18 protein-coding genes are annotated in these 18,007 nt (G+C 70.0%); 9 read left to right on the top strand and 9 right to left on the bottom strand.

The window, feature by feature from the left end; all coding sequences use genetic code 11:
- Nucleotides 1-44: 44 nt before the first annotated feature.
- Genes ACZ6SD_RS02810 through ACZ6SD_RS02800 form a run of 3 tightly spaced genes read right to left on the bottom strand, consistent with a single transcriptional unit; the run spans nucleotide 45 to nucleotide 4,187 of the window.
- Nucleotides 45-1,865: a glycosyltransferase family protein gene (locus ACZ6SD_RS02810; RefSeq protein WP_465315155.1), complete on the bottom strand. Its 1,821-nt coding sequence runs from the start codon at nucleotides 1,863-1,865 to the stop codon at nucleotides 45-47.
- A complete protein-coding gene (locus ACZ6SD_RS02805) occupies nucleotides 1,862-2,272 on the bottom strand; it encodes a hypothetical protein (protein ID WP_465315154.1) in 411 nt (136 codons plus the stop codon). Before ACZ6SD_RS02805 ends, ACZ6SD_RS02810 begins: the two co-directional genes overlap by 4 nt.
- A complete protein-coding gene (locus tag ACZ6SD_RS02800) occupies nucleotides 2,262-4,187 on the bottom strand; it encodes a glycosyltransferase family 4 protein (RefSeq protein ID WP_465315153.1) in 1,926 nt (641 codons plus the stop codon). Before ACZ6SD_RS02800 ends, ACZ6SD_RS02805 begins: the two co-directional genes overlap by 11 nt.
- 119 nt (nucleotides 4,188-4,306) lie before the next feature.
- On the opposite strand from ACZ6SD_RS02800, the gene msrA reads away from it, so the two are divergent.
- From msrA to ACZ6SD_RS02780, 4 genes are all read left to right on the top strand, one after another.
- Nucleotides 4,307-4,975 carry a peptide-methionine (S)-S-oxide reductase MsrA gene (msrA, locus tag ACZ6SD_RS02795; protein ID WP_465315152.1) on the top strand — a complete coding sequence of 223 codons (669 nt, stop codon included), beginning with the start codon at nucleotides 4,307-4,309 and terminating at the stop codon, nucleotides 4,973-4,975.
- A 50-nt stretch (nucleotides 4,976-5,025) separates the two neighbouring features.
- Nucleotides 5,026-5,325, top strand: coding sequence for a type II toxin-antitoxin system Phd/YefM family antitoxin (locus ACZ6SD_RS02790; protein WP_465315247.1), 300 nt, complete (start codon nucleotides 5,026-5,028; stop codon nucleotides 5,323-5,325).
- Between the two features lie 5 nt (nucleotides 5,326-5,330).
- Entirely contained in the window at nucleotides 5,331-5,855 is a 525-nt protein-coding gene (locus ACZ6SD_RS02785; RefSeq protein ID WP_465315151.1) for a type II toxin-antitoxin system RelE family toxin, read from the top strand.
- Between the two features lie 233 nt (nucleotides 5,856-6,088).
- A complete protein-coding gene (locus ACZ6SD_RS02780) occupies nucleotides 6,089-6,805 on the top strand; it encodes a TIGR02391 family protein (RefSeq protein ID WP_465315150.1) in 717 nt (238 codons plus the stop codon).
- A 73-nt stretch (nucleotides 6,806-6,878) separates the two neighbouring features.
- Here the strand turns inward: ACZ6SD_RS02780 and ACZ6SD_RS02775 are convergent, their stop codons facing one another.
- Nucleotides 6,879-7,412, bottom strand: coding sequence for a DUF1697 domain-containing protein (locus ACZ6SD_RS02775; RefSeq protein ID WP_465315149.1), 534 nt, complete (start codon nucleotides 7,410-7,412; stop codon nucleotides 6,879-6,881).
- Nucleotides 7,409-9,181, bottom strand: coding sequence for a long-chain-acyl-CoA synthetase (locus ACZ6SD_RS02770; protein ID WP_465315148.1), 1,773 nt, complete (start codon nucleotides 9,179-9,181; stop codon nucleotides 7,409-7,411). The genes ACZ6SD_RS02775 and ACZ6SD_RS02770 overlap by 4 nt, the downstream gene beginning before the upstream one ends.
- A 221-nt stretch (nucleotides 9,182-9,402) precedes the next feature.
- Between ACZ6SD_RS02770 and ACZ6SD_RS02765 the strand changes: the two genes are divergently transcribed.
- On the top strand, nucleotides 9,403-10,218 hold the full coding sequence (locus tag ACZ6SD_RS02765) for a helix-turn-helix domain-containing protein (RefSeq protein ID WP_465315147.1): 816 nt from the start codon (nucleotides 9,403-9,405) through the stop codon (nucleotides 10,216-10,218).
- A 50-nt stretch (nucleotides 10,219-10,268) separates the two neighbouring features.
- On the opposite strand, the gene ACZ6SD_RS02760 is transcribed toward ACZ6SD_RS02765, so the two are convergent.
- On the bottom strand, nucleotides 10,269-11,216 hold the full coding sequence (locus ACZ6SD_RS02760) for an oxidoreductase (RefSeq protein ID WP_465315146.1): 948 nt from the start codon (nucleotides 11,214-11,216) through the stop codon (nucleotides 10,269-10,271).
- Between the two features lie 98 nt (nucleotides 11,217-11,314).
- Between ACZ6SD_RS02760 and ACZ6SD_RS02755 the strand changes: the two genes are divergently transcribed.
- On the top strand, nucleotides 11,315-12,277 hold the full coding sequence (locus tag ACZ6SD_RS02755) for an aldo/keto reductase (RefSeq protein ID WP_465315145.1): 963 nt from the start codon (nucleotides 11,315-11,317) through the stop codon (nucleotides 12,275-12,277).
- Between the two features lie 102 nt (nucleotides 12,278-12,379).
- Nucleotides 12,380-13,138, top strand: coding sequence for an SDR family NAD(P)-dependent oxidoreductase (locus ACZ6SD_RS02750; protein WP_465315144.1), 759 nt, complete (start codon nucleotides 12,380-12,382; stop codon nucleotides 13,136-13,138).
- A gap of 183 nt (nucleotides 13,139-13,321) precedes the next feature.
- Here ACZ6SD_RS02750 and ACZ6SD_RS02745 read toward each other — a convergent pair whose 3' ends face one another.
- The 3 genes from ACZ6SD_RS02745 to ACZ6SD_RS02735 are packed head-to-tail and all read right to left on the bottom strand — an operon-like array spanning nucleotide 13,322 to nucleotide 16,734.
- A complete protein-coding gene (locus ACZ6SD_RS02745) occupies nucleotides 13,322-13,960 on the bottom strand; it encodes an MBL fold metallo-hydrolase (RefSeq protein WP_465315143.1) in 639 nt (212 codons plus the stop codon).
- Nucleotides 13,960-15,045 (bottom strand): S-(hydroxymethyl)mycothiol dehydrogenase, encoded by a 1,086-nt coding sequence (locus tag ACZ6SD_RS02740; RefSeq protein WP_465315142.1) that lies wholly within the window; start codon nucleotides 15,043-15,045, stop codon nucleotides 13,960-13,962. Before ACZ6SD_RS02740 ends, ACZ6SD_RS02745 begins: the two co-directional genes overlap by 1 nt.
- 54 nt (nucleotides 15,046-15,099) lie before the next feature.
- Nucleotides 15,100-16,734: a TM0106 family RecB-like putative nuclease gene (locus tag ACZ6SD_RS02735; RefSeq protein WP_465315141.1), complete on the bottom strand. Its 1,635-nt coding sequence runs from the start codon at nucleotides 16,732-16,734 to the stop codon at nucleotides 15,100-15,102.
- Between the two features lie 153 nt (nucleotides 16,735-16,887).
- Here ACZ6SD_RS02735 and ACZ6SD_RS02730 point away from each other — a divergent pair, with 153 nt between their 5' ends.
- Complete coding sequence (locus ACZ6SD_RS02730; protein ID WP_465315140.1) at nucleotides 16,888-17,346, top strand: DUF6474 family protein; 459 nt, start codon at nucleotides 16,888-16,890, stop codon at nucleotides 17,344-17,346.
- A 62-nt stretch (nucleotides 17,347-17,408) separates the two neighbouring features.
- Entirely contained in the window at nucleotides 17,409-17,948 is a 540-nt protein-coding gene (locus ACZ6SD_RS02725; RefSeq protein WP_465315139.1) for a hypothetical protein, read from the top strand.
- Nucleotides 17,949-18,007 lie beyond the last annotated feature (59 nt).

Below are 18,007 nucleotides of genomic sequence, written 5' to 3'. Positions count from 1 at the left end.
GGGTCAACTCGTGACCTAGTCGGTGAATCGGTTACGCGAAGTCGTCACTGCCCGGGTTTCCGACCCTCCGACTGGGCGGTAACCGCTGCCCAGACCCGGCGCGGATCCAGGTCGAGCGGCCGGGCGGGCGGGTCCGGCCGGGTGCGGCGCAGCAGCACCTGCTGCACCAGCGCGCTCGCGATCCCGTCGAGGGCGACCGCCCGCCAGAACACGTGGTCCTCCAGGCCGTCGAGGTGCGGGTCTTCCGACCAGCCGCCCAGACGGTCGACCACCGCGCGCCGAACCAGGTATCCGCTACCCAGATACGGGATCGCGCGCAGTCGGCGGTCCTCCGGCGGCAGCGCGCTGACCAGGCCCTCCACCGGGTCCCCCACCGGACAGTGCACGACATCGGCCGAATCGGTGGCGGGCCAGAGGCGCTCCAACAGGAACCGGGAAGCGCGCGTGCCGCCGTCGAGCACCAGCAGCCACCGCGCCGACGACCGCGCCAGCAGCGCGTTGCGGCTTACCCCGCGACCCATCGGCGCCGCATGCGTCAGCAGGTCCACCGGGCGGGGCTTGCTCAGCGGCACGACGCCGTCTTCGCAAACCAGCACCCTCTTAGGCAAGACAGTGCCAACCAAGATGTCGTTAACCAGATCGTCCGGGTCCACCTCTCCCGGTCTCCGCACGATCAAGACGTCGACGTCCACCCGCTCGACGTCGGCGAAGACCCGGTCGGTCGCTGCGGGAACCCAGTGCCTCTCGGCGCGCAGGCGAGCCGTCGCCGCCTTCTGCGCCGTCCGGCCCGCCGCCCCCGACGCGGCGGGCGCGGCCGGGTCGGCCACCGTCCGGTCGCCCGCGAACCGCACATCCCACGACGGCGTGTCGATCGCCAGCGCGTTCTCCGGCGAGCGCAGCGCCCCCGCCAGCGCGCGAGCCGACTCGACCGCCACCGGCGGGGGCGTCGCCCGGCCGTCGAGGACCGTGGCCGCCAACTCGATCAGCGTGCGGGCCGAGCGCGCGGTGTCGAGCCGCTTGACGAACTCGTAGGCGGCCTGCCGCAGCCGACGCTCCCGCTCCGGCTCCTCGGCCAGCGCCGCGACGACCGCGCCCAGCGACTCCGGCCGGGCCAGCACCAGGTGCTCGCCGGGGACCAGCGGCTCAACCTCGGTGGACAGCTCGCTGACCACGACGGCGCCGTTGCACATCGCCTCCAGCGTGCGCACCCACTCCAGGGTCTGCTTCTGCTCGCGGTGCAGGTTCAGCAGGAACCGCGACCGCGCCAGGTGCTCGTGCTTGGCCCGGCCCGGCAGGAAATCGACCCGCGCGGAGTCCATCATCTCGTGCGGCGGCGTCAGCAGCCGCGCGTTGAGACCCTCCAGGTCTCCCGCGTAAGAGCCGAGCAGCATCGACCGGCGGCGCTCAGCGGTGCCCAGGTACGTGACGTCGATATCGCGCGGGCTGTCCGGGTCGCCGCCCCAGGCGTCCCAGAGCGGGCTGTAGCCGAGCTGGAACAGCTCAACGTCGACGCCCCGCGCGCGCAGCTCGGCCGCCGAGGTCTCGTTGATGTCGACCGCGGCGGCCAGGCTCCCCACCAGGCCCGCGCTGCGCTCGAAGGTCGCCGTGCCCGGGTGCTCAACGCAGAACCCGATGGTCCGGCGGCACAGCTCGGCGCTGGGGTAGTGCGCGTCGGGGGTGACCACGAAGTACTCGTGCGGCACCACCACGTAGACGGTGTCCGGCTCGGGGTCGGGGAACTTGCCGACGGCCGTCCGCGCCCGGCCGCCCACCCGCCGCACGGTGTCGGCGACGACGTCGAGCAGCTCGGCCATGAACGCGGACCCGCCCTCGGCGGAGACCATGCACAGGTCGGGACCGGTCACGACTGCCCGATCTTGCGGCGCACCGCGCGCAGCGGCTTGGTCACCTTCCAGCTCACCGTCTCCCGCGTCGCCGACAGCTCCCGCGCCAACTCGCTCGCCCGGTGCTCGGCGAGCAGCGCCCGCTGCGCGTCCGTGGCGTCCGTCTTCTGCCCGTCGTCCACCTCGCCCGCGGCCAGCGCCAGCTCCGCGTCGAGAAGCCTCAGCCGCAGCCGGTCGCGCTCCTCGCGGCACAAGGCCAGCTCGGCGCGCAGCAGGTCGCGTTCCCGCCGCCCGGTCTCCACGTCGGCGGTAAGCGCCTGCGCACGCGCGACGGCGACCCGGTTCTCCTCGGTCAGCGCCGCCACCAGCTCGGTCAGCTCGGCGATCCGGTCCCGGTCGTCCGCCGCCTGCGCCCGGTCATCGGACATGGCCGCCCCCTGTGGTCGTGCGCCCGCGCTCGGCGAGCTCGGTCAGGATCTCGGAGTACTCCCGCGCGTAGCCAGCCGGGTCCAGCCAGTCGGCCAGCTTCCGGTGCGCGGCCCGCGCCATCTCCTTGCGCCGCGCGGGCTTGGTGTCCAACGCGCGCAAGAGGGTCGCGGTAAGCGCGTCCACGTCGTTGGTCTCGTACAACCAGCCGGTCTCACCGTCGACGATCATCTCGCGCGCGCCGAACACGTCGGTCGCCGCGACCGGCACACCGCAGCACACCGCTTCGAGGATCGACCGCGGCAGGGACTCGATGTCGGAGCTGTTGACGAAGATGTCCGCCGAGTACAGCCACGGCGTCGGGTCGCGCTGCACAGGCACCAGGTGCACGGTCTTCTCCAGGCCCGCGCGCTTGACGGTGTCCTCCAGCGCCAGCCCGTACGGCGAGGGGTGCAGGCCGACGATGCTCAGCCGCGCCCGCGGGTGCCGCTCCCGGACCCGCTCCATCGCGCTGATCAGCGGCCCCTGCCCCTTGCGGGACTCGGCGACCCCGATGTTGACCAGCACCACGTCGTCGTCGGTGAACCCGAGCGAGTTCCGGGACTGCCTGCGCACCTCGGGGCGCGTCCGGCCGCCGTGCTTGACCATCGGCGTGCCGTAGCGGACCGTGCGGCAGCGCTCCGGCTTGCTGTAGGGCAGGAACATCTCGCGGGTCGCGTCCGCGACGAACAGCAGCATGTCGACCTCGGCCAGCGTCGACTCCCACCGCGCCCACACCGCGGGGGGCGGGCGCAGCGGCCCCCAGTTCTGGTAGGCGAAGTCCGGCAGCGCGAAGCTCTCGTGGATCACCCACGCCGTGGGCAGGCCCGCGCGCTTGGCCGCATCGGCCGGGACGAACCCGCCGAGGGTGTTCACCAGCGCCACCCCCGCGCCGGAGCACTTCGCGAACCGGGCCAGCTCGGCGACGTGCCCCTCGTAGTCCGGCACGGTCGCATGCCGGTAGTGCGTGGTCACGTGCACCGGGATGCCCAGCTCGGCGCAGTCGGCGCGCAGCGGGCCGTCGGTCTCGCTGACCAGGCTGGCTTTCCAGCCATGGTCGTTGACCATGCCCTCCAGAAGCTGCTGCAACCACAGCTGTCCGCCGCCGAGGCTGAGGCTGTGGGTGTAGACGAGCACGTGCCGCGGGTCGGTGACGGCGTGCACCCGGGTCATCGCGCGGGTGGTCTCCGCGGCCAACTCGTCGGCCAGCTCGGCGTCCTCCGGGTCGGCCGCCGGGTTGCGCAGCGTGAACGCCCGACTCGGCGACAGGTACTCGCCCTGCCCCTCGGTGCGGTACCGCACCCGCACCGACAGGGTCCGCTCCTCACCCGCGGCCAGGTCCACCGGCACCCGCGCTTCCCACCCGCTGATCGCGGCGTCCCCGAACCCGGGGAACTCCACCGGCACGTCCGCGCGCGGCAACCGCGTCCGGGCGCGGACCGTGCCACCGCCCTCGACCAGCACCTCGACCAGACTCGGCGCGCGGCCGTTCAACAACGCCCAACCGCACACATAGACCACGTTGCCGAGAGCGACCTTGTCCGCGTTGGGGGACTCCAGCTCACCCAGCCACAACGGGTCCTCACCGGGCAGCCTGCCCACCTCGACCGCGCACTGCGTCAACGCCACCGTGCGGTCCGGCCCGTGCACCACCACCAGGTTCGTCCCCGTCGGCACCGGCGAACTCGGCCGCGCCCGCCACTGCAACGCGCCAGCGGGCGCCCCCGGGCACTCCGCCACATGCAGGTTCGCGTCGATACCGCCGATCACGACGGCCACCTCGTCCAACCGGGCGACCCCGGTCGTCCACCCCGCCAACTCGAACAGGTGGCCCACCGGCCGGTCCGGCGGCAACACGCCCGCGGTGTGGACCGTCATCATCGCTGCTCTACCTCGTTCTCTCCCCCACCGAGCCAGCCAGAACCGTACTCGGCGGCCAGAAGCGGCCGAGATGAGATAGCCGATTCGTTACCCCGCAACCCACGTACAGTGGGGTCATGGCGCTGTTCGGGCGAGACAAAACCCAGTTGGTCACCGCGGACCAGGCCCTCCCGGGCAGGTCCACCCCGCTGCGGACCCCCACCCACCACGCGGTCCACCCCGACCGGCGCATCGTGCCGCCGTTCCCCGACGGCCACCAGACCGCCGTCTTCGCCATGGGCTGCTTCTGGGGCGCCGAACGCACCTTCTGGCGCACCCCCGGCGTCTACTCGACCGCGGTCGGCTACGTCGCTGGCCACACCCCGAACCCCACGTACGAAGAGGTCTGCTCCGGCCTCACCGGCCACACGGAAGCGGTCCTGGTCGTCTTCGACCCGTCAGTGGTGACGTACGAAGCGCTGTTGAAGGTCTTCTGGGAAGGCCACGACCCCACCCAGGGCATGCGCCAAGGCAACGACGTCGGCACCCAGTACCGCTCCGGCGCCTACTACGCCGACGAGGCGCAGAAGGCGGCCATCGAGGAAAGCCGCACCGCGTACCAGGAAGCCCTCACCCGCGCGGGCCACGGCCACATCACCACCGAAGTAGCCCCCACCGGCCCGTTCTACTACGCCGAGGACTACCACCAGCAGTACCTCAGCGACGCCAAGAACCCCAACGGCTACTGCGGCATCGGCGGCACCGGCGTGAGCTGCCCCATCGGCCTCGGAGTCCGCGAGGGCTAGAAGCCCCTGGGAATCTGTGTAGTTTTCTGTACACTTGTGGTGTGACCACGATGAGGCAGGCGCGCGAGATCAGCGTCACCGAAGCCAGTAGGCGAGGTGTCGCCGGTCTCGTGGCTGACGCGGAACAGGGCGAAGACTTGGTTGTCACCCGCCATCACCGTCCGGTGGCCGCTCTCGTGAGCGTGAGCCGCCTGGGCGAGCTGGAGGCAGCAGCCGAAGACCTCCGAGACTTGGCCCTCGTGCTCGCGCGATCGGCCGCGGACAACGGACGGCGAACCTCTTTCGATGACGTACTGACGGCCTTCGGACACACTCGAGAATCGCTCGCCGCCATCGAGGACGACGACTGACGAGAATGCCGGACATTCTCTTCACCGACGCGGCCATTGACGACTTGCGCCGACTCGGTCCTGACGTCGCGCCCAAGGTACTGAAAAAGATCAAAATCCTTTTCGACAACCCCGAAGCAGGGTTCCCCCTCGGTGGCCAGTTGACCGGCTACCGCAAGCTCGTGGTCGGCCGGAATCACTGGCGTGTCGTTTACCGCATTGACGACTCGGGCTCCGTTGAAGTCTGCGAGGTTTGGTGCGTTGGTGTCAGGTCGGACGCCGAGGTGTACGCCGAAGCCGCCGCCCGGGTCGCCGCCATCCCGGATCAAGGTCCTGCGTTGCTACGGCTGGCAAACGTCATCTCCAAGTTGGTTCGATTGGCTGGAGATGTCGCTGCGGCGGAGGAAGAGCCTCGCCCGGAGCCGGTCCCGGACTGGCTTGCTCAACGACTCGTCAAATCCGCCGGTCTCCCTGCCGAAAAAGTGGCGGCGCTCGACCTCGAACAAGCGGTGCTGCTGTGGGAGAAGTTCATGACTTCGCCGCGAAAGTAGTGCGAGGCTTGTCGTCATGTTGAGGTCTCGTCGATGCCCCCGGGGTGACCAGGCAGATCCGCCAGTGCGACCGCCATCTGCAAATGGCACTGATTCCTGTGGAGAAATCTGAATCAACACTCCAGGTGAAGTCACCGAGGATGGCCAGACCTGCCAAAAACGGACGAACGCCTTGATCTAGATTGGACCTAGAACTAACACACAAGACTGTCCCAGAATCTGAAGGTGCAAATATGGTTGTCAAGGATCCAAAGTGGGCGCTCAGCGAGTTGAAGAGATACCTCCGGTTGCATGAACGCATCCCCCTGCCTCCAGAAGAGATCACGCCGAACGCAAAGACGCGCGCGCGTGGGAAAAAACATGAGCGGGACACACAGGCGTTCGCCGTCAAACGTATACATGAAGCATTGTTCGGCGAATATCCCCGATATGTAGATGAGACAACCGCCCGAAGATGCATCTTCGAGATCGAGCGTGGCGCTGAAATACGGGAAAAACTACAGCTTGATGACACACCGGTCATTGACGCTTCAGAACTGCATCCGTGGGTATGGGAAGCGGCTCGGCCCCACTGGTTGAGCGGGAATCACGGCGCAGCACTATGGGCTGCCGTCATCAACGTCAACTCACGCCTCCAAGCAAAGGTCGGTCGCAAGGACCTCGGGGAGACAAAACTGATACAGGAGTCTTTCTCACTGGAAAAACCTAAACCTGGCAAGAACCGTCTTCGTCTGTGCGGCCCCGAGAACCCGGATCTCTTCAGGGACCGACATGTTGGCGCGATGAACGTAGGCGTAGGACTCTACGCAGCAGTTCGTAACCCGCTCAACCATGTCAGTCCCACGGAAAACCCGTTGAGTGAACACGAAGCACTGGAATGCCTTGCCGGATTTAGCCTGCTTGCCCGCTGGATAGAACGTGCGGCGATAGCGACCGTGGAATTGGACTAGAAGAGCGCGGTATTCGGATCGGGAGGTTCGTGATTCTTACGCAATGTTCTACGGCTCGACCCCGAAACAGACCTCAGAGCATGGCGGCAAGTTTGGTGACGGTGTTCCAGTTTCGGGCGGTGGCGGTGAGGCGCCATTTCCGTTCGAGGAAGGGGACCAGGGCGGGGGCTTCGGCGACTCCGGCCGGGCACCACTGGTAGACGACGCGGTCGCCGAGGCGGATGTTTTCCGGGTCCAAGGCGACGGGATTGTGTTCGGCGACCAATGCCGCGTCTGGGGTTTCGGACAAAAAGACCGCGAGCATCTTGGAGCCGTTGTCCGCCACTTCGGTTAGTGGGTGGGCGGTGAGGACTGTCTGGAGTTCGGGGCCGGTGCGGATGAGGCAGCGGGTGGTCAGGCCGAGTTCGGCCGCCAGGGCTTTCTCGATGGTGGATTCCAGGGTGGCCGGGTCGGTTTCCGGGGCGGTGAAGACCGCGTTGCCGCTCTGCAACACAGTGCGGACGTCGGTGTAGCCGAGGGTGGTCAGCAGGGACCGGAGGTCGGCCATGGCGATTTTGGTGCGGCCGCCGACGTTCACTCCGCGCAAGAGGGCTGCGTATGCGTTCACACGCGGATCTTGCCCGCCGCCACTTCCTGGGCGTACGACGGGTAGAAGTCGAGGTATTTCCCGTCGTTGAGGACGTAGAGGGGGTCGGTGACCTTCTCCGAGTAGCCCTCGTCGCGGAGGTCGACTTTGCGGGATTTGAAGGTGGAGGTCTGCTCCACCTCGTTGATGACGCGGACGAACAGCGGGACGGCGTAGCTGGGGAGTCTGGCCGCGAGGTGTTCGGCCATGGCTGGGCCGTCGAAGTGGGCGCCGTCGTGGAGTTTCACCGCGGCCATGCCTGCCTTGCCGTCGGTGCCGGGGATGGCGACGCCGTAGACGACGGCCTGTTCGACGTCGGGGTGTTCGCCGATGGCGCCTTCGACCTCGGTGGTGGCGACGTTCTCGCCCTTCCAGCGGAAGGTGTCGCCGAGGCGGTCCACGAAGGCGACGTGCTTGAAGCCCTGGTTGCGGACCAGGTCGCCGGTGTCGAACCAGCAGTCGCCGTCCTTGAAGCCGTTGCGGACCAGTTTGCGTTCGGTGGCCTCCGGGTCGGTGTAGCCGTCGAAGGGGGCGCGGCTGGTGACCTTGGTGAGCAGCAGGCCCACTTCGCCGGACTTCACCTTGCGGAGCCTGCCGCCCTCGCGCCGCGGTTTGCCGGTGTCGGCGTCGTACTCCACGATCGCGAACGGCAGCGGGCACATCCCGGCGGTGCGGTCGATGTTCAGTGCATTGATGAACGCGAGGTTGCACTCGCTCGCGCCGTAGAACTCGGCGATGCGGCGGATGCCGAACCGCTTGGCGAACTCGTCCCAGATCTCCGGGCGCAGGCCGTTGCCGACGACGACGCGGACCTTGTGCTTGCGTTCGGCCTCGCGGACCGGCTGGTTGAGCAGGTAGCGGCAGAGTTCGCCGATGTAGCAGAACGCGGTGGACTTGGTGCGCACGACGTCGTCCCAGAACCGGGACGCGGAGAACGACCTGCCCAGGGCCAGGGTGGCGCCCGCGGACAGCACTGACGACAGCGACACCGTGAGCGCGTTGTTGTGGTAGAGCGGCAGACAGCAATAGAGGGTGTCGCTGGACCGCAGGCGCACGCCGAGCCCGCCGATGCCGGTCATGCTCTTGAGCCACCGGAAGTGCGACATGGCGCTGGCCTTGGGCAGGCCGGTGGTGCCCGAGGTGAAGATGTAGAACGCGGTGCTGCCCGCCATGATCTGCTCGGTCGTGTCCGGGTTCGCCGAGGACCGGGCGGTGTCGCCGAGGGTGTCGAGGTCGAGGACGCTGGGGATCTCGATGCTGCGAGTCTCGACGCCCGCCAGCGCGTCGCGGTACTCCTTGCCGACGACCAGGACAGTGCCGTCGAGCAGCCGCAGGCTGTGGTCGAGGACGTCGCCGCGCTGGTTGGTGTTGATCATCCCGGCGGCGGCACCGAGTTTCACCGCGGCGAGCGCGGCGAGCAGCGTCTCCGGCCGGTTGCCCGCCAGGATGCCCACGGTGTGCCCGGGGTGGACGCCGTGGTCGGCGAGCACGGCGGCGTACCGGTTGACGATCGTGTTCGCCTCGCCGTAGGTGATCTCGCGGTCCTCAAACCGGATGAACGGGCGCTTGGGGTGCTTGGCGGCGGCGCGCTGGAAGATGTGGCCGATCGATTCCCGGTCGGCTGGGCGCATCGTCAGCAGCGCGACGGCGCCGAAGGCCATCCTCGGGCCGTCGAGGGCCATGCTCGGCAGTGCCCGCAGCACGTCGGTGGTGCGGACCCGCTTGCCCGCGAGCTGCTCCGTTGCATCCATACGCGGTGATGCTACGGACAAGTAGGTAGGCGGGCTAGAGATGCGACGCTCTGAGCAGGGATTTTGTCCTCCGCGGTGAGTTCTCACCCCAGCTTTGATCCGCCTGGACGGAGTTGACCGCCGGCGCCGCGCATCGCCGGGCCCGCACACCGAGTTCAGGAATCCTGGTCTGCGTTTTCCCGCCGGACACTGATCGGAGAACCCCGACACCAGGAGTGTGCATGACAGGCGAACCCAATCTCCGCGTCCGAGTTCTGGCGCGCGCTCTGCGCGACCTCCGGCAGCGGAACCGGATGACGCAAGAGGAAGCTGGAAGGAGGCTGCGGTTCAGCAACCGCAAGGTCAGCCGCCTTGAGACGTTCCAGATGCCCAATTTCCACGAGCTGCGGGCGATGCTCGACCTCTACCGCGTCCCCGACGACCAGCGCGACACCTACCTGGCGATGTGGGAGCAGGCGAAGCAGAAGGGCTGGTGGCGCGCCTACGGGCTCAGCGACCGCGGCTATGTCCCGCTGGAGGCTCAGGCGTCCTCGATCCGGTCTTTCCAGGTCGGGATGCTGCACGGCCTCTTGCAGACTTCCGCCTACTGCCGCCACTTCTCCGCCGATCTGCCCGCCGCGGACCGGGAGAACACCCTGAGCGTTCAGGAGCGCCGCGTGCAGCGGCTCACCGAGGACCCGCCGCTGCTGCTGCACGCGATCGTCGACGAGCGGGTGCTGCGCGCGGAAGGCCCGTTCATGGCCCAGCAGCTCAGCCACATCGTCAAGCTCGCCGAGTCCGACAGCGTGACGTTCCAAGTGCTCCCGGCCGACCAGACCGAGGTGGCCGGGCTGTTCGGCTCGTTCGCCGTGCTCAGCTTCGCCGGGTCCGACCACTCCGACATCGGCTACGTCGAGCACATCGCGGGGTCGGTGCTGTTGGAGAAGGACGCGGAGATCCGCACCTGCGTGGCCACGTTCGAGACGCTGACCGAGGCGGCGCTCGACCCGGCGCGGTCCGTGGCGCTGGTCGACGGGATGGCGCGCGCGGCGCGGTGAGCGGTGGCGGGCGGCTCCCCGCGGCGCGGGGAGCCGCGGTCGACGGCAGTTCAGCGGACGGCCAGGCCGAAGCTGAGGCCGGACAGTTCCTCGCTGATGTCCCAGAGGCGTTTGGCCAGTTCACGGTCACGGGCGGCTTCGAGGGGCCACACGATCTTCGGGTAGCCCTTCTGCTCTTTGCGCCCGTCCGGGCCGATGAACTGGCCGCTTTCCACGTCGGGGTTGGTGGCGGCGTAAAGCTGCGGCAGCGCGCCCATGGCCGCCTCTTGCGCCAAGATCCGGTTGGAGACTTTCAGGGCCAGCTTGGCGACGCCGGTCGGGCCCGCCGATTGCAGGTTGGTCGCCGCGTACCCGGGGTGGGCCAGGACGCTGGCCACCGCGAAGCCGTTGGCCCGCAGCCGCCGGTGCAGTTCGAGGCCGAACACGACGTTCGCGAGCTTCGACTGGGTGTAGTAGCCGGACCGGGAGTAGTTGTGCTCGCCGTGGAGGTCATCGAAGTGGATGCGGCCGCGTTTGTGCAGGTAAGAGCTGACGGTGACCACGCGCGGGTCCCGGCCCTGTTTCAACACGTCCAACAGCATCGCGGTAAGCGCGAAGTGGCCGAGGTGGTTGACGGCGAACTGCAACTCGTAGCCCTGGGCGCTGACCGCGCGCGGGGGCATCATCACGCCCGCGTTGTTGATCAGGACGTCCACCTGGTCGATGGTGCCCGCGAACGCCGCGACGGACTCAAGGTCGGCGAGGTCGACCAGGCGGGTCTCCACCTGGGCGTCTGGCTGCTCGTCCAGGATCGCGGCGACCGCGGCCGCGCCCTTGTCCGGGTCGCGGGCGGTGAGGATCACCTGGGCGCCGCGCCGGGCCAGTTCGCGGCTGGTCTCGAAGCCCAGGCCGCTGTTGCCGCCGGTGACGATGAAGGTGCGGCCGACCTGGTCGGGAATGTCGGCGGCGGTCCAGCCCGGGGGCGCCGCCCCCGGATCGCCTTCGGGTGTCGTGCTCATGCGGCATAGCCTGCCCTACCGAGTCCCCTATTGAGGGCCTGGATCGGGTTAACGGATAGTGCTGGTTCCCACGCACGGTGCCCCATAGGGTTTGTCGGGTGGAGCTTCGTCACCTGGGCGAGTCCGGACTGGTGGTCAGTGCCGTCGGCCTGGGCTGCAACAACCTGGGCAGACCCGGGACGGCCGCCGAGTCGCTGGCCGGGTCGCGGGCGCTGGTCCACACCGCCCTTGAGGCCGGGGTGACCCTGTTCGACGTGGCCGACGTCTATGGCGCGCCCCGCGGCCGCAGCGAGGAACTGCTGGGCCAGGCGCTGTCCGGCAGGCGCGACCACGCGGTCATCGCGACCAAGTTCGGCGTCGACATGCAGGGTGCCAACGGCCCCGACTTCGGCGCGCGTGGCTCCCGCCGCTACATCCGGCGCGCCGCCGAAGCGTCGCTGCGCAGGCTCGGCACCGACTGGATCGACCTCTACCAGCTGCACCGCCCCGACCCGGGCACCCCGCTCGCGGAGACCCTGTCCGCGCTGGACGACCTCGTGCGCGACGGCCTGGTGCGCTACGCGGGAGTGTGCAACCTGGCCGCCTGGCAGATCGCCGACGTCGGCTGGACCGCGCGGACCGAGCGGCTGCGCCCGCTGGTGTCCTCGCAGAACCACTACTCGCTGCTCGAACGCGAGACCGAGCGCGAGGTGCTGCCCGCGTGCGCGAAGTTCGGGATGAGCGTGCTGCCGTACTTCCCGCTGGCCAACGGCCTGCTGACCGGCAAGTACGCCCGCGACGTTGAGCCGCCGCAAGGCAGCCGATTAGCGGGCCGAAAGCGGTTGCTCGCCGACGCGCCGTGGGACCGGATCGAGAAGCTGCGCGCGTTCGCCGACGAGCGGGGCATCACGATGGCCACCCTCGCGATCGGCTGGCTGGCCGCGCAGCCCGCGGTGGGCTCGGTGATCGCCGGGGCCACCGCCCCGGAGCAGGTCCTGGCGAACGCGCGGGCGGCGAGGTGGCGGCCCACGGCGGAAGACCTGGCCGCCATAGACGAGATCTGCCCTCCGATGCGCCGGTAGATGGGTTGGGCCACATCGGAGTGGGGCCGAAGCTGAACGGGCGTTAACCTCGGTCCGCGAGGACCGTGCGAGGGCACGGGCGCGGGCGAAGGGAAAGCGACAATGCAGATCGACGGGACCGCGGCCATCGTCACCGGAGGCGCGTCCGGCCTGGGTGGCGCCACCGCGCTGGCGCTCGCGGCCAAGGGCGCGTCGGTGTACGCGCTCGATCTGCCCGCGTCCATCGACAACGCCCCCAAGGTCGAGGGCATCACCTACGTCGCGACCGACGTGACCGACCCCGAGCAGGTCCAGGCCGCGGTGGACGAGGCGGCGGGCGCCAGCGCGCCGCTGCGGTTCGTGGTCAACTGCGCGGGCATCGGACCGTCGGCGCGCATCCTGTCGAAGAAGGGCCCGCACGACCTCGGCCTGTTCCGCAAGGTCGTCGAGGTGAACCTGATCGGCAGCTTCAACGTGGTCACCCTGGCCGCGGCCGCGATCGCCAAGACCGAGCCCCTTGAGCACGGCGCCCGCGGCGTGATCATCAACACCGCGTCCGTCGCCGCGTTCGACGGCCAGATCGGGCAGGCCGCCTACGCCGCCTCCAAGGGCGGCATCGTCGGCCTCACCTTGCCCGCCGCCCGCGACCTGGCTTCGGTCGGCATCCGGGTGCTGACCATCGCCCCCGGCATCATCGACACCCCGATGCTCGCCACCGTCAGCGAGGAGTTCCGCGCGGCCCTCGCCGAGGGCGTGCCCTTCCCGAAGCGGCTGGGCAAGCCGGAGGAGTTCGCCAACCTGGCGCTGTCGATCATCGACCAGGACTACCTCAACGGCGAAGTGATCCGCCTCGACGGCTCGCTGCGCATGGCCCCGAGGTAGTCCCGCACCTCGTCCAGCAGTGACCGGACGCCCCGCATGAAGCTTCCCGCGCCGTGCGGGGCCCGGTTGTACTGCTAGACGTCTTCGGCCGAGGCGTTTCCGGTGAGAGCGGCAGGCTTGCTCGGCTGGTCCTCGCCGACCAGCACCACCTGGCGTGCGTGGTCTGGTTACCCGTGGCCGCGGTCAGTGCCCCCGCTCTATCCACTCGGCCAGATGCGGGCCTTCCGCGCCGATGGTGGTGGAGTCGCCGTGGCCGGTGTGGACGATGGTTTCCGGGGGCAGTGTGAGCAGGCGCTCGGTGATCGAGTCGATGATCGTGGGGAAGTCGCTGAACGAGCGGCCGGTGGCGCCGGGGCCGCCCTCGAACAGGGTGTCGCCGCTGAACACCGCGTTCAGCTGCGGCGCGTAGACGCAGACGCCGCCGGGTGAGTGGCCGGGGGTGTGCAGGATTTGCAGCAGGACGCCGGCCACCTCGATCTCCTGGCCGTCGTGCAGGGGCTCGAAGTCGTCGTCGGGGTAGACGTGCCGCCACAGTTCCTCGTCGGCGGGGTGCAGCATGACCAGGGCGTCGGTGACCCTGGCGAGGTCTTCCGCCGCGTTGATGTGGTCGTCGTGGGCGTGGGTGCAGATGATCGCGACGACTCTGCGGTCGTCCACGGCGGCGAGGATCTCGTCGGGGTCGTGGGCGGCGTCGATGATCACGACTTCGCGGTCGTCGCCGACGAGCCAGACGTTGTTGTCGACGTCCCAGGTGCCGCCGTCGAGGCTGAACGTGCCGGAGGTGACCACATGGTCGATACGTGCGTCGATGCGGGCGTCCATCAGAAGACCACCACCGAGCGCAGCACGTCGCCGCCGCGCATCCGGTCGAACGCCTGCTCGACGTCGCCGAGGCCGATGGTCTCGGAGACGAACGCGTCGAGGTCGAGGCGGCCCTGCCGGTAGAGGTCGACCAGGTGGGGGAAGTCGCGGGAGGGCAGGCAGTCGCCGTACCAGCTCGACTTGAGGGCGCCGCCCCGGGAGAACAGATCGATCATCGGCAACTCGATTCGCAGGTCGGGGGTGGGCACGCCGACGAGGACGACGGTGCCCGCGAGGTCACGCGCGTAGAACGCCTGTTTCCAGGTCTCCGGGCGGCCCACGGCCTCGATGACCACGTCGGCGCCGAAGCCGCCGGTGAGCTCCCGGATCGCGGCCACCGGGTCGGCCGCGGTGGCGTCGACGGTGTGGGTGGCGCCGAATCCGTTGGCCCACTCCAGTTTTCGAGGATCGACGTCGACGGCGATGATCGTGGTCGCGCCCGCGAGCCGGGCGCCCGCGATGGCCGCGTCGCCGACGCCGCCGCAGCCGATCACCGCGACGCTGTCGCCTCGGCTTACCGCGCCGGTGTTGAGCGCCGCGCCGAGTCCGGCCATGACCCCGCAGCCGAGCAGCCCGACCGCGGCGGGCGAGACGTCGGGGTCGACCGTCGTGCACTGTCCACTGTGGACGAGGGTTTTCTCGATGAACGCGCCGATGCCCAGCGCGGGCGACAGCGGCGTCCCGTCGGCCAGCGTCATCGGCTGGGCCGCGTTGTGCGTGGCGAAGCAGTACCAGGGCTTGCCCTTGCGGCACGCGCGGCACCGGCCGCAGACCGCGCGCCAGTTGAGGATCACGAAATCCCCCGGCGCGAGGTCGGTGACGCCGTCGCCGACCGACTCCACGGTCCCGGCGGCCTCATGCCCGAGCAGGAACGGGAACTCGTCGTTCACACCGCCCTCCCGGTAGTGCAGGTCGGTGTGGCACACCCCGCAGGACTGGACGCGCACCACCGCCTCACCCGGCCCCGGGTCGGGCACCACGACCGTCTCCACGCTTACCGGCTGCCCCTTAGCGCGGGCGATGACGCCCTGGACCTGTTGTGGCATTCGCGCTCCTCGTCGAGTCGGCTGTCCGCCAACCGTATTGGAGGTCGCCCGCGGTCAGATGTCGCCCACATAGGGGATCTCGGTGACCGCCGGGGAGGTCATCCAGATCCGCAGCGCGGCCGTGGCGCGCACATCGTCCTCGTTGTACTCCAGTAACCGCCTGCGCTGGGCGTGGTCGGGCTCGCCGCCGTCGAGGCCGACCGCGTCGCGGTACCAGCGCATCGAGTTCTCGCCGCTGGCCTCGTCGTCCCGCCACTTGAAGCCCGCGACCGGGGCGATCGTCTTGAGACCTTTGCCGTGCGAGCACAGGAAGTGCTCGCGGACGCTGCCGAACAGGTCGAACCACTGGTCGGACTCGATGAAGTCGAGGACTTCGCGTTTGGCCGGGATGCCGGGGCGACCCGCGAAGCGCTTCACCGACGCCAAGAGCCAACGGTTCTCCGCCAACTCGTTGTAGCAGTAAGCGCGGAAGGTGAGCCCGCGATCCGCCGCCGCTTTCCGGACCGCCGTTAACCACTGCCAGAACTCGGCGAACGACCGCGCTTCGTCCACTGTGGGCAGTGGGTCCCAGCTGACGAAGGCGCGGTAGCCCCTCGGCTCGCCGATATCCACGCCGGAGAGCAGCACCCCCCACAGGTAAGCGCCCGCGTCGCCGAAGCTCTCCATGTCGACGTCGACCTCGACGTCGGCGCGCGGCACGTCGATCCGCTCGGTGCGCCGCACCACCGTCAGGTCGGCGAGCCAGGCGCGGGCGAGCCCCACCGCGTCCACCAGCGGCATCCCGACCAGCGGCGGCATGTCCTTGTCCAGCGGGTCGACGCCCGCGAGCTCGTCCACCGTCGGCACGCCCGCCGCGCGCAGCAGCGCCGCGTCCTCGCCGCGCACGACCAGGCTGACGTCGCGGGCCGCCAGCAGGGTCGCCTCGCACACCGGCCACCACGGGCAGCTTCGGCACTCCACGATCCGCGTCGGCTCGGCCAGCGGGTCGCCACCGGTGGCCGCCGCGTCGGCCACCGCGACCCGGTCGGCGAACCGGGCGTCGTACTCGGCCAGCGCCGTCCGCCCGCCCGGCCAGGTCGGGGCCTCCAGGTCGTGCCAGACGACGACGTCGCCCTCCAGGCCGATCACGCCCGCGAGCGCGTGCCGCTCGTCGGCGTGCCCGCTGGCCTGCAACAGCCTGCGGATGTGGGCGAGCCGGAGCTGGTCGCGCGGCTGCGGCCGGACCTTGCGCCGGGCGTCCTGCGTGCCCCCGACCACGGCCAGCTCGGCCAGCGGGGACGTGCGCGCGCCCGTGCCGGGGTCGGTGACCTTGTGCCGGACCACCAGCACCGGCACGTACCCGTGCGGGGTGCGGACCAGCAGGTCGATGGAGCCGCGCCTGCCGCCGTCGAGGTCGCGCGGCGGCTGCGCGCCCCAGATGAACCCGCGCCCGGCGGCCAGCGCCTCGGCCGTGGCCGCCTCCCGCTCGGCGCTCGACCCGGGCGGGATCTCTACCCAGTCCCCGGAGAACCGCTCGGCGAGCTGGTCGGCGACCATCCGCCGATGCGCCATCGCGTCGGCTTTGCGCAGCTCCCCCGTGGGGTCGGGGGCGGCGCGCGGAGCGTCGCGCATGGCCGGGTCGTGTTCGAGGTGCACCCGACGCCTGCATCGGCTCACCACGCCGGCGTCGAGGAGCACCTTGGCAGTCACAGAGTGCAGCTTAGTTGCGTGGACCGACAGACCAGGGACAGTCCGCCCAACCAGCTGGCTGTGGCTGGCCGATGGACTAGCCGATGGACTGGCCGATGTGCCCGCGCCGATCACCGCCAGTAGGTTCTTCCCCATCGAGCGCGGGAGGCACACATGGCGCGGAAGAAGGCGGTCGGCTCGCCGCGGATCACACCGGGCAAGGCGAAGAACGCGATCGCGATCGCCAAGGTCATCGGCCCGGCGGTGATCCCGGTGGTCACCCCGTTCGTGGTGCGCGGCGCGGCCGCGGTGCGCGAGCGGTGGGACCGGCGCAAGGCCCGCAGGCTGGGCGTGTCGGTCGACGACCTCGGCCGGTACTCCGGCCGGGGCGGGGCGCTGCACGCGCGGATCTCGGGCGTGGCGACCGGGCTGAACGAGTTGCGCGCGAAGCAGCACGTCCCGGCCGAGGACGTGGCGTTCGCCGACGACGCGGAGACCACGCTGCGGCAACTCGCCGCGGCGGTGCGGGCCGCGGAGCGGATGCCGACCCCGCGCCGCAAGGCCGCGCACCGGGCGGTCGGGTCCGAACTCGACCGGATCGAGGACCGGCTGCTGCACGCGCTCGGCGTCTGATCAGGTTCTTTACCCGGTACGTGGTTCAGCGCACACCGCGCGTCCGCTTACCCTGGTGAGCTGTGAGCCCCCGCCGAGCGACACCGCAGCGCGCTTTCCGTGCCGTGCGGTCCGTCCTGCTGGGACTCTCGTCGTCGGCGCTGGCGGTCGCCGCGCACGGCATGGCGGGCGGCGGCGTGCCGGACGCGGCGCTCACCCTGGTGCTCACGGCGCTGGTCGCCTGGGCGGGCACCGCGGTGGCCGACCGGCGCGGCGGGCTGTGGGCGATGGCGGCTCTGCTGGGCGTGAGCCAGTACAGCCTGCACGTCCTACTTACCGACATCACGTCAGCGCACCCGGAGGCCCCCGGCGCGGACGGTGGGCTGATGCTTGCCACGCACGCGGTGGCCACTGTCCTGAGCGCGGCACTGCTGACCAGCGCGTCGACAGCGCTGGCCATGATCGCCGCCGCCGTGGCCGGGCTGGTCCGGGCGCTGGTGGTGGCGCTGCCGCCGACACCGGCCGCGCCCCGTCCCGCGCCGATCCAGGCGGGCGGCGGGCACCTGCTCACGGTGGTGTTCCGCGAAGTCCTCTGCCGCCGCGGCCCGCCGCGCACCTCCTGACCGCACGCATCCCCCAACCGAGCCCCGCGCGTGGGCTCGCCCTTTCGCGTACCTCAGGA

The sequence above is a fragment of the Actinokineospora sp. NPDC051303 genome (assembly GCF_055586285.1).
Note: the sequence above shows the minus strand (reverse complement) of the source record. Positions and strands in the feature narration are given on the sequence as shown.